Source organism: Salipiger sp. (genome assembly GCF_059781815.1).
On record NZ_JBYNAH010000125.1, the window covers coordinates 1 to 14646 of the forward strand.

The window sequence follows — 14646 nt, forward strand, 5'->3', positions numbered from 1 at the left end:
CAACGGGATCGAGAACTACTCGCGCTACCTCACCGGCCGCGCGCCGGGCGAACCGCCCCCCACGCTGTTCGAGTTCATCCCCGACAACGCCATCGTCTTCGCCGACGAGAGCCACGTCTCGGTGCCGCAGATCGGCGGCATGTATCGCGGCGACTACCGGCGCAAGTTCACCCTCGCCGAGCACGGCTTCCGCCTGCCGTCGTGCATGGACAACCGCCCGCTCAAGTTCGAGGAATGGGACGCCATGCGCCCGCAATCGGTCTTTGTCTCGGCGACGCCCGCGGCGTGGGAGCTGGAGGAGTCGGGCGGCGTCTTCACCGAGCAGGTGATCCGCCCCACCGGCCTGCTCGACCCGATGGTCGAGATCCGCCCGGTGGAGATGCAGGTCGACGATCTGCTCGACGAGATCCGCAAGGTCACAAAAGACGGCTACCGCACGCTCTGCACCGTGCTGACCAAGCGCATGGCCGAGGACCTGACCGAGTACCTGCACGAGCAGGGCATCAAGGTGCGCTACATGCACTCCGACATCGACACGATCGAGCGCATCGAGATCCTGCGCGACCTGCGGCTCGGCGCCTTCGACGTGCTGGTCGGCATCAACCTGCTGCGCGAGGGGCTCGACATCCCCGAATGCGGGCTGGTGGCGATCCTCGACGCCGACAAGGAGGGCTTCCTGCGCTCCGAGACCTCGCTGATCCAGACCATCGGCCGCGCCGCGCGCAACGCCGAGGGCCGGGTCATTATGTATGCCGACCGCATCACCGGCTCGATGGAGCGCGCGCTGGCCGAGACCGACCGCCGCCGCCAGAAGCAGATCGCCTATAACGAGGAGCACGGCATCACGCCGGAAACGGTCAAGAAGAACGTCGACGACATTCTCGCCGGTCTCTACCAGGGCGATGTCGACATGAACCGCGTCACCGCCACCGTCGATCCCAAGCGCCAGGGCGGCAATCTCGAGGCGGTGCTGAACGGGCTGCGCACCGACATGCGCAAGGCGGCCGAGAACCTCGAGTTCGAGGAGGCCGCGCGGCTGCGCGACGAGATCAAGCGGCTCGAGGCGGTCGACCTCGCGGTGGCCGACGATCCGCTGGCGCGCCAGCAGGCGGTGGAGCGCGCCTCGGAAGAGGCGACCAAGGCGGCGGGCCGCTCGACCGCCGGCCGCCCCGGCCAGCGCGGTGGCAACGTGAAGCGGCGCAAGCGGTAAGGGGAGCCCTACCTTTCGATGACGTCAAAGTCGTCGGGATCGCTCGCCATGGCGCCCGGACGATCCGCAAGAGCGACGACCCGCAAGGTCTGGGACACACTCTCGGACCAGTAGCGGGCATCTTTGAGGATATGCGGCGGCAGCAGATCCTTCTGCAAGATGCGCCGCCTCGACGTCGTGATCCGCACCTCGTAAGCGTTGCTCCTGCGGGGTGCGCCTTGCTCCAGAAGCTCGCGGCGCAGGGCATCGGCGCGCGTCTGCATCTTCGAGATCTCGAGGCGAAGGTGGTGTAGTTCGTCAACCGGGTGCATCGGACGGCCCTCCTGTGCGCAGGATGCGCCAACGATGGTAAATGGGCCTTTAACACGACACCGCGCCGGCGACGAAATGGACATAAGAAAACCCCCTCCGCCGATGGGCGAAGGGGGCCTTTTTGTGCCTCACATTCGGGGGGAACGCGGGATCAGCTGTCGTCCTTCGGCGGGTTCACCTCGACCGTCGGCAGCTCGATCTGAGCTTCCTTGGTCTCGACATCGACGTCGGCATCCGGGACTTCCACGGTCTTGGTGGTGGTGCCGGTCTCGATCGAGCCGACCTCGGCATCGACCTCGGGCAGCTCACCGCCCTCGACAGCGACGTCCACGTCGGGCAGCGAGCCCTCTTCGGTCACGTCGAAATCAATCATGTAGGAGCCGATTGCGATCACGGCGACGGCAACGGCGGCAATGGCGATAACAGGTCCGGTTTTCATCTCGGGTATCCTTCTGTCTGGTCTCTTTTCCGCGGGGCGCTCACGCCCCTGTTATTGGCCAGACAACCCGCCATCACGGCGTTTGGTTCCGCCAGTGACGAAACGGAACGGCGGAACGGCGCCGAAACCGCTCCGCCGCGGGACCGCAGATCACGGCACTGCCGCGCCCCGATCAGGCGATGTCAGCCGCAGAACAGCCGCAGGATGATCCCGTCATCGTCGGTCTCGATATTGAGCCGCTCGGCGAGGAACTCCAGCGTCATCGGCTGACCCTGCTTCAGCACCCGGACCGGCTTGTCCGCAGGCAGGGTCACGGCGGCGACATTGGTCCCGACGAAGCTGCTATATGCCGCCATGCCGCAGGTGTCCGGGGCCTCGGCGGCCGGCGGCTCCTCGGTCATGCAGGCCGCGAGCGGAAGCGCCGCGAGGATCAGTAGTGCTCTGGGTTTCATCGTCTTTCTCCTTCTCCTGAGGCGGGCGCAGACGCTCCGGCTCTGGTCATGTGAAGACTTGTGCGGCACGGTGGAGCGATGATCGAGCTCCGTGCCACATCCTCTCACCTCTATCCCGGCGCGCTCTGCCACGTCGAGGGTGAAACGCAGAGCTCTGGCAAGTCCGTCGTTGCCTTCGCCGACGGCGCGCGGGCCTCGGCGGAGCTGCAGGGCGACCGGCTGCAGGTTGCCGCTTACGAGACCACGGCGGGCACCTCGATCGGTGCGCGGGTCTGGCGCATCGAAGCCCTCGGCAAGGGAGACATACGGATCGTCTCACGTTTGATCTGAGACAATCGACCTGCGCCGGTTCCGGTTTAGACTGCCGCCATGAGACTCAGCATCGCCCTCCCCCTGATCGGGCTCCTCGCCCTCTCCGCCTGCGCCACCCCGCGCGAAACCTGCATCCGCGACGCCACGGCCCCGTGGCGCGCCGCCGTGTCCGAGCGCGAAGAGATCGCGAAGGATCTGGCGCGCGGCTACACCTACAAGACCGAGTTCGAGCGCATCGAGCGCTTCCGCTGGTGCCGCAACAGCGTCGGCGCGATGTCGCCCTGCTGGTACACCGACAACCAGCCGGTGACGCGCAAGATCCCGGTCGATGCCGCGGCGCTGCGGGCCCGCGACGCCGAGCTTGCGAAGGCGATCCCTGCCCTGCGCGCCGAGGCGGAAGCGGATGTGGCGCAGTGCCAGGCCACCTACCCCGAGGAGGCCGCACCGCCGGGCTGAGGCCCGGGCGGACCGGACACCAAAGGGTCCTTGGCGCAGCCGGCAAAGCGCGCCGTTCGCAATGACGAGGTCAGGGGGGCGATCCGCTCAAGCGCCACCAGTCCGCTGCAAGGATGCGGAGAGACCGGCGCCGCCTCCCGATCCGGCGGGCGCCGCCGCACCAGTGCCGGGTTCGGCCCGCTCGACATCCCCGGCACCGCAGCACTCCCGCCGTCGACTGTCCCCGTTCCGGGAACCGCTACCGAGCGGTCGCTCCGGCCAAACTGCCTGTCATATGAGCTTTACGAAAACAGGGTAGCCAAGAGCCCGACACCGCATATTGCGAGGCTTGCCAGAGGGCAAACGCGAGATATAGTGGTTGAAGACTGGGGCGGGCTGTCCCGCTCTGGTGCTTCGAACGGGCAGTCAGGGCAGGGAACGAGTCACTCCATGGACGGCAATTTCAGAACGCATTTCGTCAGGGAACCATCGGCGCTGAAGCAGCATCCGGCGCTGGTGCTAAACGCGGATTACCGGCCCCTCTCCTACTATCCGCTGTCGCTCTGGCCCTGGCAGGAAGCGGTGAAGGCGGCCTTCCTCGACCGGGTGGACATCATCGCCGAGTACGACGAGGAGGTCCGAAGCCCCTCGATGACGCTCAAGATCCCGAGCGTCGTGGTGCTGAAAGACTATGTGAAACCGAGGAAGCGCGTGGCATTCACGCGCTTCAATCTTTTTCTGAGGGACGAATTCCGCTGCCAGTACTGCGGCTCGAAGGGCGAGCTGACCTTCGACCACGTGGTGCCACGCGCCTCGGGCGGCGTCACAAGCTGGGAAAACGTCGTCGCCGCCTGCGCGCCCTGCAACCTGCGCAAAGGCTCGAAATCGCTGCGCAACGCCCACATGTCGCTGCGCAAGATCCCGCGCCAGCCCGGCGCCTCGGAGCTGATGGACGTGGGCCGCAAGTTCCCGCCCAACCATCTGCATGACAGCTGGATCGACTTTCTCTACTGGGACGCCGAGCTCGAGGCCTGAGCCGTCTCAAGGGCTGTATCGCTTGCCTCGCGGCGCGCCCCGTCCTAAGCCCCGCGCGGGCGCTGCCGGGCGCCGGAAAGGGGTGCCATGCTGCTCTATCGCCTGATCGTCTCGATCTTTGCCGCCGTCGTGCTGGCGCGCCTCGCGCTGCGCCGAGACTGGCCGGCGCTGCGCCAGAGGCTGGCCCGCAGCCCCGCCCGGCCCGGCCCGCATCTCTGGCTGCACGCCGCCTCGAATGGCGAACTGGCCTCGGCCAAGCCGCTGATCGCCGCGCTGCAGGAGGCCCGGCCCGACCTCGCGCTGCTCGTCACCTGCAATTCCGAGGGCGGCGTGGCGCTGGCCGAGAGCTGGGGCCTGCCCGCGCGGCTGGCCCCGCTGGATCTCGCGCGCGTCGCCCGCCGGATGCATCGCGACTGGGACGTGCGCGCGCACATCACGCTGGAATCCGAGCTCTGGCCCAATCGCGTCCGGACCTGCCCCGGCCCGGTCTTCGTCATCGGCGGCCGGCTGAGCGAAGGCACGGCGAAGGGCTGGCGCCTGTTCGGCGGCCTGCTGCCGGATGTGCTGGGGCGGCTGAGCTACGCTTCGGCGCAGGATCGCGGCTCGCTGGAGCGCTATCTGGCCAGCGGCTTGCCAGAGGCCGCCGCCGGGCCGGTGCTGAACCTCAAGGAATTCTACGCCCCCGATCCCCGGCGCGACGCCGCGCTCACCGCCGCGTTCGACCGGGCGCAGACATGGCTCGCCGCCTCGACCCACGAGGGCGAGGAAGAGACCGTTCTGGCGGCGCACAAGCTGGCGCGCGCGCAGGAGCCCGCGCTGCGGCTGATCCTCGCGCCACGCCACCCGAGGCGCGGCGACGCGGTCAAGCGGCTGATCCGCGAGGCGGGGCTGAGCTGCGCCCGGCGCAGCAAGGGAGAGGCGCCGGACGGGGCCGAGGTCTACCTTGCCGATACGCTGGGCGAGATGGGGCAGCTCTACCCGCTGGCGGGGCGGCTCTTCATCGGCGGCACGCTGACCGATCGCGGCGGCCACACGCCGTTCGAGCCCGCCGCCTATGCCGCAGCTCTCCTGCACGGCCCCGACGTGGTCAACCACGCCGCACCCTTCGCCCGGCTGGCCTCGGCAGAGGCTGCCATCGAGGTGCGTGACGCCGCCGCGCTGGCCGGGGCCCTGAACGCACTTGCGGCGCCGGAGCGGCAGCAGGCGCTTGGGCAGGCCGCACAAAGAATCCTTCAGCCGGAAACGGATATCGCGGAACTCGTGGCGGCGGTCACGCAACGGCTGGACCCGCCCGCATAGCGCAGGCATGGTCGCGGTGACTCAGAAGAAGCCGCATCATGCCAAACGCCTCCGTCCGCAAGGTTCTGAAGACCCCTCGCATCAAGAAGATCCGCCGCCTGCAATACGCAGCGCTGTGCTACCGGCTGAACGGTGGCAAGGTACAGATCCTGATGATCACCAGCCATAGTGGGCACCGCTGGACGATTCCGAAGGGCTGGCCGATGAGCGGACGCAAGCCCGAGGAAACCGCCGCCCGCGAAGCCTGGGAAGAGGCCGGGGTGCGGGGCAAGGCCACCGACAACTGCATCGGCGGTTTCTCTTACCGAAAGCGCGCCAACCCGCAGCCGCATTTCGCGCTGGTGTTCCCCGTCGAGGTCCGCAAACTCGAAAAGCGCTTCCCCGAACGCGGCGAGCGCAAGCGGCGCTGGATGAGCCGCCGGAAGGCGGCCTCGCTGGTCAAGGAAAAGGAGCTTGCGCGCCTTCTGGAGCGCTTCGATCCCGCCGCGCTCGGCCGCTAGAAGCGCTTGATATTCCCGCCGGAACAACTAGGTCTTAAGGGATAACCCCGGGCACGTCAGATGATCCAGTATTCTCTCAAATGCGCGGAGGACCATCGCTTCGACAGCTGGTTCCAATCCGCAAGCGCCTTCGACAAGCTGCACGCCGCAGGCATGGTGACCTGCGCCGTCTGCGGCTCGACAGATGTCGAGAAGGACCTCATGGCCCCGCGGGTCAATGCCGGCAGCGAGAAGCACAAGGCCGCGCCCGAGGCGCCGCTCTCGGCCCCGGCCAGCCCGGCCGAGCAGGCCCTGAAAGAGCTGCGCAAGGAGATCGAGAAGAACTCCGATTACGTCGGCCGCGATTTCGCCCGCGAGGCCCGCGCCATGCATTCCGGCGAGGCCCCGGCGCGCTCGATCTGGGGCGAAACCCGCGGCGACGAGGCGAAGAAGTTGATCGAAGAGGGCGTGCCCGTCGCGCCCCTGCCCTTCCTCCCGACACGGAAATCGAACTGATGCGCGCACTGATCACCGGCGCCAATCGCGGCATTGGCGCGGCGCTGTCCTTCGAACTTGCCTCCCGTGGCTGCGACGTCATCGGCACCGCCCGCAACAGCGACGGGCTCGAGCCGCTCGACGTCACCGATCCGGCCTCGGTCGCCGCCCTGGCCGAACGCCTGAACGGCGTCGCGCTCGAGGCGCTGATCTGCAACGCCGGCGTCTATTTCGACAAGGGCCAGCCGCTCGAGGGCGGCTATCCCGCCGCCATGTGGGCCGAGACCTTCGCCGCCAACGTCACCGGCGTCTTCCTGACCGTGCAGGCGCTGCTGCCGCATCTGCGGCGCGGCGCCACGCCGCGCATCATGATCATCTCGTCTCAGATGGCCTCGGACACCCGCGCGCCCGGTGGCAGCTACATCTACCGCGCCTCCAAGGCCGCGGCGCTGAACCTTGGCCGCAACCTTGCAGCCGACCTCAAGCCCGAAGGCATCGCCGTGGGCATTTACCATCCCGGCTGGGTTCAGACCGACATGGGCGGCATCGCCGCCGAGATCACCCCCGCTGAGGCTGCCAGCGGTCTCGCCGACCGGCTGCAGGCCCTGAGCCTCGAGACCACCGGCTGCTTCGAGACCTGGGATGGCCGCGCCCATCCCTACTGAGCCGCAGGCGTTTCCCGCCGCCTTTGCCCGCGCCTGGGCCAGCCGCAGCGGCGACGAGGTCGCGGCGCTGTTCAGCGAGGACGCCGATTTCGTAAACGTCACCGGTCTCTGGTGGACCGGCCGCGCGGCCATCGCGAAACCCCACGACTACGCGCTGAAGAGCTTCTTCGCCGAGACCGAGCTGCGCCCGGGCCGCATCGAGACGCGGATGCTCGGCCCCGATCACGCGGTGGTGCGCTGCCGCTTCACCCTGACCGGCCAGACGCTTCCGGGCGGCGGCACCGCCGGCCCGTGCCAGACCATCCTCGTCTTCGTGCTCGCCCGCGAGGCCGATGGCTGGCGCGCGGTGACGGCGCAGAACACCGATGTGGCGCCCGGCAAGGAGACCCATGTCAACGATGGCGGGCTGCGCGCGGTGGACTATCGCCCACCCTGAGCAGCGCTGGGGTGCCCGGGCCCCCCAGCGCCCCAAGCGCTTGAGCCTCTTGCGCGAACCGCGACAGCCGCGTAAACCGCGCCTGATTCAAGGCCATCCGGGGAAACTCCCATGCCCGTTCTCGTGATGAAATTCGGCGGCACGTCCGTGGCAACGCTCGACCGTATCCGGCGCGCGGCCAAACGCGTCGGTGTCGAGGTGGCCAAGGGCTACGACGTGATCGTCATCGTCTCGGCCATGTCGGGCGAGACCAACAAGCTCGTGGGCTATGTCGAAGAGACCTCGCCGCTGTTCGACGCGCGCGAATACGACGCCGTCGTGAGCTCGGGCGAGAACGTCACCGCCGGCCTGATGGCGCTGACCCTGCAGGAAATGGACGTGCCGGCGCGCAGCTGGCAGGGCTGGCAGGTCCCGCTGATGACCACCAGCGCCCACAGCGCCGCGCGCATCGTCGACATCCCCACCGACAACATCACCCGCAAGTTCGGCGAGGGCATGAAGGTGGCCGTGGTCGCGGGCTTCCAGGGCATCTCGCCCGAGGGCCGCATCACCACGCTGGGCCGCGGCGGCTCGGACACCACCGCCGTCGCCTTCGCCGCCGCCTTCGAGGCCGAGCGCTGCGACATCTACACCGATGTCGACGGGGTCTACACCACCGACCCGCGGATCTGCGACAAGGCCCGCAAGCTCGACCGTATCGCCTTCGAGGAGATGCTCGAGCTGGCCTCGCTTGGGGCCAAGGTTCTGCAGACCCGCTCGGTCGAGCTGGCGATGCGCTACAATGTGAAGCTCCGGGTGCTCTCGAGCTTCGAAGAACAATCCGACGAGGCCGGCACGCTGGTCTGCGACGAGGAGGAAATCATGGAACTGAACGTTGTCTCCGGGGTCGCCCATTCCCGCGACGAAGCCAAGATGACCCTGATCTCGGTCGCCGACCGTCCGGGCATCGCCGCCGCCATCTTCACGCCGCTCTCCGAGGCCGGCGTGAACGTCGACATGATCGTGCAGAACATCTCGGAAGATGGCCGCACCGACATGACCTTCTCCTGCCCCACCAACCAGGTGGCGCGCGCCGAAGAGGCGCTGAAGAAGTCGAAAGAGGCCGGTGACATCAATTTCCACGACCTCGTGGCCGACACCGACGTCTGCAAGATCTCGGTGGTGGGCATCGGGATGCGCTCGCACACCGGCGTTGCCGCGAAGATGTTCAAGGTGCTCTCCGACGAGGGCATCAACATCCGCGTCATCACAACCTCCGAGATCAAGATTTCTGTTCTAATCGACCGGAAATACATGGAACTCGCGGTTCAGGCGCTGCATGATGCCTTCGAACTTGAGAAGACGGCCTGATCACTTCCGGGCCGTCCGAATGATGCGACGGGGACAGGTCTGATCACCATGCCGGACGGCACGGAAAGCGAAAGCCGCAAGCTGCTTGGCCGGCTCCGCGACACCATGGCCGAAGAAGCGGCCGGGCAGGAGCGGCTGGACAAGATCACGCATCTGACGGCGGATTCGATGGGCACCGAGGTGTGCTCCATCTACCTGTTCCGTGACGAGCAGACGCTCGAGCTTTGCGCCACCGAGGGCCTCAAGCAAGAGGCGGTGCACCACACGCGGATGAAGCTCGGCGAGGGCCTCGTCGGTCGCGTCGCACGCACCGGCAAAATGGTCAACACCGCCGACGCCCCCTCCGAGCGCGGCTTCCGCTACATGCCCGAGACCGGCGAGGAGATCTATTCGAGCTTCCTCGGTCTGCCGATCCAGCGGCTCGGCGAAAAGCTCGGCGTGTTGGTGGTGCAGACCAAGACCAAGCGCGAGTTCACCGCCGACGAGATCTATGCGCTGGAAGTGGTGGCGATGGTGCTGGCCGAGATGGCCGAGCTTGGCGCCTTCATCGGCGAGGGCGCGGCGCTCAAGGCGCGCCACACTCAGCCGGCGATGATCCGCGGCATCACCGGGCAGGAGGGCACCGCCGAGGGCCATGTCTGGCTGCACGAGCCCCGCGTCGTGGTCACCAACCTCGTCACCGACGACCCCCAGCGCGAACACGACCGGCTTCAGGTCGCCATCGAAACGCTGCGCGTCAGCGTCGACGAGATGCTCGAGGGCGCCAGCGGCGAGCAGCTCGAAGTGCTCGAGGCCTACCGCATGTTCGCCAACTCCAAGGGTTGGCGCGCCCGCATGGAGGAAGACATCGACCGCGGCCTGTCTGCCGAGGCGGCGGTCGAGAAGGAGCAATCCGTCGCCCGCGCCCGCATGAGCCAGGTGGCCGACCCCTACCTGCGCGAGCGGCTGCACGATCTCGACGACCTGTCGAACCGGCTGCTGCGCATCCTCACCGGTCAGGGCCGCGAGACCGGGGCCGAGATGCCCTCGGACCCGATCCTCGTGGCGCGCAATATCGGCCCCGGAGAGCTGCTGGATTACGGTCGCAATCTCAAGGGGTTGGTGCTCGAGGAAGGCTCGGTCGGCAGCCACGCGGCGATCGTGGCGCGGGCGCTGGCGATCCCGCTGGTGATCCACGCCACCCGCATCACCAACGAGGCCCTGAACGGGGATCACATCATGGTCGATGGCGATCAGGGGCTGGTTCACCTGCGCCCCGACGATAGCGTGGTCAGCGCCTTCCGCGACAAGATCGCCATGCAGGCGCAGGCGCAGGAGCGCTACGCCTCGATCCGCAAGAAACCCGCGACCTCGCTCTGCGGCAAGCGCATCCACATGCTGATGAACGCCGGGCTGCTGGCCGACCTGCCGTCGCTACCGACCTCCGGCGCCGAGGGCGTGGGGCTGTTCCGCACCGAGCTACAATTCCTGATCCGCAACCAGATGCCGCGCCGCACCGAGCTCGTGGAGGTCTACAAGCGGGTGATGGATTCCGCCGGCGACAAGCCGGTGGTGTTCCGCACACTCGACATCGGCTCGGACAAGGTGCTGCCCTACATGAAGCCCACCGACGAGCCGAACCCGGCGCTTGGCTGGCGGGCGATCCGGGTCGGGCTCGACAAGCCCGGCGTGATGCGGATGCAGATGCAGGCGCTGCTGCGCGCCGCCGAGGGGCGGCCGCTGTCGGTGATGTTCCCCTTCGTGGCGCAGTACGAAGAGTTCCGCGCCGCGCGCGCCGAGGTCGAGAAGGCGCTCGCCATCGAGCGCAAGCTTGGCCACCAGGTGCCCGAGAAGGTCACCATCGGCACCATGCTCGAGACCCCGAGCCTGGCCTATGCCTCGAAGAAATTCTTCGAGGATGTCGAGTTCATCTCGATCGGCGGCAACGACCTCAAGCAGTTCTTCTTCGCCGCCGACCGCGAGAACGAGCGGGTGCGCCGGCGCTACGACACGCTCAATGTCAGCTTCCTGACCTTCCTCGAGCAGATCGTGCAGCGCTGCTCGGAATCGGGCACGCCGCTGAGCTTCTGCGGAGAGGATGCGGGCCGGCCCATCGAGGCGGTCTGCCTCGCCGCCATCGGCCTGCACCGCCTGTCGATGCGCCCGGCCTCGATCGGGCCGGTGAAGAGCCTGATCATGCGTACCGATCTCGATGCGCTTTACGATGTGATCTGCGACGCGCGCGAGCGCGGCGAGCAGTCGGTGCGCGAGTCGGTGCTCGAGTACCTGCGCTGGAACGGCTGAGCCGGGCCTCCGCCGCGCCGCCCTACCTCAGAGCCATGTGAACATCCTCCACTCGTCCCGCCCATCGGGGCGGGCTTTCAGGGGCGGGGCTTTGGGAAAAAGCGCCCAACCAGACGATCCCTCTGGTCGGACGCCCCCGGATCATGGACGCGCCATGCGCCGTTCTGGCCGCAGACACTGCCCGCACCTTCTGTGCGGGAGAGGCCCCGTGGGCGGGCCGGGTCGGGATGACCACCGGTGCAGGTCTGAACATCCCGCAGCCTGCACCCCCGCCCGAGGGCCGAGCGGGCCGGCTTTGCCGCCCCGCAGGACGGTCATACGACAGAAGGCCCAAAAGATTGGTTAACGCCGGCGCATCTCGGCGCGCAGCGCCTCGACCAGCGCGGCGCGCTCCTGTCCGCTGTCGCGGGCCAGCCTCAGCAGTCCGAAATGCACGAAGGCCATCTGCTGGTAATAACTGGTATAGGCGAAGTTCGTCGCCGCCCCCGCCGCCGCCCCGAGGATCGGCACGGTCTGCGCCGCGAGCTTCTGGCCGAGCACCGTTGCCAGCTTCGGCGAGACGCTGCGGATCAGCCCGTGCACCGTGGTGCCGGTCAGCGTGACCCGCGCCGAGAGGAACCCCATGTCGGCACCGTCGTCATGCTCGAGCGGCCCCGCCGCGCCGAACACCGCGAGGCATTCGCGCCGGATCTCGGGATCGTTGGGATCAAAGCCATGCTCGGCGGCAATGCCCTGAATGGCGCGCAGCAGCACCGTGGTGGTCACCGGCAGCTCGGCCAGCGCCGTCGGCAGGCCGCCCGCCCCGCCCGCCGCGCCCATCGCGGTTGTCAGCGCGGTGTTGAGCCAGCTCTTCTGGTCCGGCACCACCCCGCGCGAGCCCGCGGCGGCGCGCATCGCCGTCTCGAGCGCCCGCTCGGTGGCGCTCTCAAGCCGGTCCTTGACCTTGTCCGGCAGCCGTTCGAGCAGGTTCTCGGCCTGCCCGCCGATGATGTTGAGCACCTGCAGCCCGACGCCGCCCGCCGAGCGGTAGCGGCGCGCGAGTGCGGCGATCTCCTTGCTGGTGTCCACGGCGACAAGCTCCGTTCCGGTCATGGCAGCCCTTTCCTTTCCCTTAAGAAAAGATCGGGCCTCGGCGCCGGAATTCAAGCGTAGCGGGTGACCTCGCCGGTCACGCCCTGCCACGCGCCGGGTACCAGCTCGAGCCCGAGGATGCGCTCGGGGTTGGTCGGCGGCGGCATCTCGACACCGCTCAGATGCATGAACCCGAAGCGCTTGTAATAGGGCTCGTCGCCCACCAGCAGCACCCGCGACCATTCCAGCGCCCGGGCGCGCTCGACCGTGTCGCGGATCAGCGCCGCGCCCAGCCCCTCGCCCTGTGCCGTCGGGTGGACGGCCACCGGCCCGAGCAGCAGCGCCTGCCACGCCCCGATGCGCACCGGCCAGTAGCGGATCGCCCCGCCGAGGATGCCGGTCTCGTCACGCGCCACCCGGCACAGCTCGGCCACCGGCGGCACCTCGTCGCGCAGGCGGTAGGAGGAGAGCAACGTCCGCCCCGGGGCAAAGCTCAGGTCGTAGAGCGCCTCGACCTCCCACCAGTCGCCCGGCTTTTCCTGTGACAGCGTGAACAGCGCCGCTTCTCCCGTGCAATCATCCGCGATCCGGCCTATCTGTTTCAGCGTATAGCTGCAAACAGTTGAGAGGACAGCAATGTTCTACCGCCCCGAAGATGGCCACGGCCTGCCGCACAACCCGTTCAACGCCATCGTGACGCCGCGCCCGATCGGCTGGATCTCGACCCGCGGCGCGATGGGCGACAATCTCGCGCCCTACAGCTTCTTCAACGCGGTGGCCTACGTGCCGCCGCAGGTGATGTTCGCCTCGACCTCGGTGAAGCCCGATCGCGGCGACACCAAGGACAGCGTCGCCCAGCTGCGCGAGACCGGCACGTTCTGCGTCAACATCGTCGAGTTCGCCATGCGCGACGCGATGAACCTGACCTCCGGACCGTGGCAGGCGGGCCAGGACGAGTTCGCGCTCGCTGGGCTGGAAAAGGCCGAATGCGAGACCATCGACTGCCCGCGCGTGGCGGCGGCACCGGCGGCGCTCGAATGCCGCGTGGTGGAGATCGTCAAGCTGCCGGGCGAGGCCAATTTCGCCACCTTCGGCGAGGTGACCGGCGTGCATATCCGCGACGACTGCCTCGTCGACGGGCGCTTCGACATCACCACCTTCCAGCCGCTGACCCGCATGGGCTACCGCGACTACTCGGTGATCCGCGAGGTCTTCGAACTGAAGCGCCCCGGCGAGTAAGGACGCAACCCGTGACATCCGCCCCGATCCGTGCCAGGATCGGGGCGCATCCGATGGAGGGAGCGATGGACCAGACCCTTTGACAGCCTGACCCGAAACAGACTTTCAAAGGAGGCCCCATGCCCTTCTCTCTTCCGGATGCCGATCGCATCCATCCCATCACCCTGCCCGACGGCACCGCCCACGAGGGCACCGTGCATCTCGCCTCGGTCATCGACCACCCGCGGTTCAAGGTCGGCGCCCACAGCTACGCCTCCGATTTCGATCCGCCCTCGCCCGAGGGCTGGGCGGCGCGGCTGGCCCCCTACCTCTTCCCGTTTTCGAAAGAGACCCTCCGCATCGGCAGGTTCTGCCAGATCGCCCACGGCGTGCGCTTCATAGGCGCTTCGGCCAATCACGCCACGCGTGGCCTCTCGACCTATCCCTTCGCGGTGTTCGACCCCGAAGCGATGACCGGCTTCCAGCCCGACACCCGCGACACGGTGATCGGCCACGACGTCTGGCTCGGCTACGGCGCGCTGATCCTGCCTGGTGCCCGCATCGGCAACGGCGCCATCATCGGCGCCGGCAGCGTGGTGCGCGGCGAGATCCCTGCCTATGCTGTGGCCACCGGCAACCCCGCCAGCGTCACCCGCATGCGCTTCCCGCCCGCCGAGATCGCCCGGCTCGAAGCCCTCGCCTGGTGGCACTGGCCCAAGGATGTCATCGCCCGCGCCCGCCCCGCTCTCGAGGCCGCGGACCTCGACGCACTCGCCATCCACGCGCCGCCGGCTTGAGCCCCCAACCACCGACCTCGCCGCCAAAGGCCACGCCCGCTCTTCTCTGGTTCAAAAATACCTCGGGGGAGTCGCAGCTCCGCTGCGACGGGGGCAGAGCCCCCTCGCCCCTACCTCAAGCGCACCTACGGTGCGACGGGGGCCGAGCCACCTCGCCCGTACCTCAGGCGCACCTGCGGTGCGACGGGGGCAGCGCCCCCAACGGCCTGTCACCAACAGCGCGCCCCTGATCCTCCGCCCCCCCAAAAAAAGGGCGCGCACCGCAAGGTGCGCGCCCCCGGGCGAGGCGGGGGCCGCCCCCCGGGCCCAACCCACCGGAACATGCCCGCCCCGGGTCCCCCAGCGCCCCGGGGGAAAC

18 protein-coding genes are annotated in these 14646 nt (G+C 68.2%); 13 read left to right on the plus strand and 5 right to left on the minus strand.

Translation table 11 applies throughout. The annotated features are described in order from the left end of the window. The coding region (locus tag AC6RA4_RS14945; RefSeq protein WP_500161608.1) for a helicase-related protein at positions 1-1210 on the plus strand (1210 nt) is incomplete at its 5' end. Positions 1211-1218: 8 nt separating this feature from the next. Here AC6RA4_RS14945 and AC6RA4_RS14950 read toward each other — a convergent pair. The 3 genes from AC6RA4_RS14950 to AC6RA4_RS14960 all read right to left on the minus strand — a co-directional run bounded on the left by AC6RA4_RS14950 (position 1219) and on the right by AC6RA4_RS14960 (position 2413). Next, entirely contained in the window at positions 1219-1521 is a 303-nt protein-coding gene (locus AC6RA4_RS14950; RefSeq protein WP_500161610.1) for a hypothetical protein, read from the minus strand. Positions 1522-1673: 152 nt separating this feature from the next. Continuing rightward, on the minus strand, positions 1674-1961 hold the full coding sequence (locus AC6RA4_RS14955; protein WP_500161612.1) for a hypothetical protein: 288 nt from the start codon (positions 1959-1961) through the stop codon (positions 1674-1676). A gap of 182 nt (positions 1962-2143) precedes the next feature. Continuing rightward, complete coding sequence (locus tag AC6RA4_RS14960; protein WP_500161614.1) at positions 2144-2413, minus strand: I78 family peptidase inhibitor; 270 nt, start codon at positions 2411-2413, stop codon at positions 2144-2146. A 78-nt stretch (positions 2414-2491) separates the two neighbouring features. On the opposite strand from AC6RA4_RS14960, the gene AC6RA4_RS14965 reads away from it, so the two are divergent. The 10 genes from AC6RA4_RS14965 (at position 2492) to ptsP (ending at position 11202) form a co-directional block, all read left to right on the plus strand. Then, positions 2492-2743, plus strand: coding sequence for a hypothetical protein (locus AC6RA4_RS14965; protein WP_500161616.1), 252 nt, complete (start codon positions 2492-2494; stop codon positions 2741-2743). Between the two features lie 39 nt (positions 2744-2782). Continuing rightward, the gene (locus tag AC6RA4_RS14970) at positions 2783-3181 is read left to right on the plus strand and encodes an excinuclease ABC subunit B (protein WP_500161618.1); all 399 of its coding nucleotides are present in this window, start codon (positions 2783-2785) and stop codon (positions 3179-3181) included. Positions 3182-3610: 429 nt separating this feature from the next. Further along, a complete protein-coding gene (locus AC6RA4_RS14975) occupies positions 3611-4195 on the plus strand; it encodes an HNH endonuclease (RefSeq protein WP_500161620.1) in 585 nt (194 codons plus the stop codon). Between the two features lie 87 nt (positions 4196-4282). Further along, entirely contained in the window at positions 4283-5494 is a 1212-nt protein-coding gene (locus AC6RA4_RS14980; RefSeq protein WP_500161622.1) for a 3-deoxy-D-manno-octulosonic acid transferase, read from the plus strand. A 38-nt stretch (positions 5495-5532) separates the two neighbouring features. Next, on the plus strand, positions 5533-5994 hold the full coding sequence (locus AC6RA4_RS14985) for an NUDIX hydrolase (protein ID WP_500161624.1): 462 nt from the start codon (positions 5533-5535) through the stop codon (positions 5992-5994). A 60-nt stretch (positions 5995-6054) separates the two neighbouring features. Next, positions 6055-6489, plus strand: a complete 435-nt coding sequence (locus AC6RA4_RS14990; protein ID WP_500161626.1) for a DUF1178 family protein — start codon at positions 6055-6057, stop codon at positions 6487-6489. Continuing rightward, positions 6489-7133 (plus strand): SDR family oxidoreductase, encoded by a 645-nt coding sequence (locus tag AC6RA4_RS14995; RefSeq protein ID WP_500161628.1) that lies wholly within the window; start codon positions 6489-6491, stop codon positions 7131-7133. Before AC6RA4_RS14990 ends, AC6RA4_RS14995 begins: the two co-directional genes overlap by 1 nt. Continuing rightward, the gene (locus AC6RA4_RS15000; RefSeq protein ID WP_500161630.1) at positions 7111-7569 is read left to right on the plus strand and encodes an SgcJ/EcaC family oxidoreductase; all 459 of its coding nucleotides are present in this window, start codon (positions 7111-7113) and stop codon (positions 7567-7569) included. Before AC6RA4_RS14995 ends, AC6RA4_RS15000 begins: the two co-directional genes overlap by 23 nt. 111 nt (positions 7570-7680) lie before the next feature. Beyond that, positions 7681-8919 (plus strand): aspartate kinase, encoded by a 1239-nt coding sequence (locus AC6RA4_RS15005; RefSeq protein ID WP_500161632.1) that lies wholly within the window; start codon positions 7681-7683, stop codon positions 8917-8919. Positions 8920-8967: 48 nt separating this feature from the next. Continuing rightward, complete coding sequence (gene ptsP / locus AC6RA4_RS15010) at positions 8968-11202, plus strand: phosphoenolpyruvate--protein phosphotransferase (protein WP_500161634.1); 2235 nt, start codon at positions 8968-8970, stop codon at positions 11200-11202. A 342-nt stretch (positions 11203-11544) separates the two neighbouring features. On the opposite strand, the gene AC6RA4_RS15015 is transcribed toward ptsP, so the two are convergent. Both AC6RA4_RS15015 and AC6RA4_RS15020 read right to left on the minus strand, forming a co-directional pair. Then, entirely contained in the window at positions 11545-12294 is a 750-nt protein-coding gene (locus tag AC6RA4_RS15015; RefSeq protein ID WP_500161636.1) for an EcsC family protein, read from the minus strand. Positions 12295-12344: 50 nt separating this feature from the next. Then, on the minus strand, positions 12345-12830 hold the full coding sequence (locus tag AC6RA4_RS15020) for a GNAT family N-acetyltransferase (protein WP_500161641.1): 486 nt from the start codon (positions 12828-12830) through the stop codon (positions 12345-12347). A gap of 79 nt (positions 12831-12909) precedes the next feature. Here AC6RA4_RS15020 and AC6RA4_RS15025 point away from each other — a divergent pair, with 79 nt between their 5' ends. Beyond that, a complete protein-coding gene (locus AC6RA4_RS15025) occupies positions 12910-13512 on the plus strand; it encodes a flavin reductase family protein (RefSeq protein WP_500161638.1) in 603 nt (200 codons plus the stop codon). A gap of 119 nt (positions 13513-13631) precedes the next feature. Further along, complete coding sequence (locus AC6RA4_RS15030) at positions 13632-14288, plus strand: CatB-related O-acetyltransferase (RefSeq protein WP_500161640.1); 657 nt, start codon at positions 13632-13634, stop codon at positions 14286-14288. Positions 14289-14646: the final 358 nt, after the last annotated feature.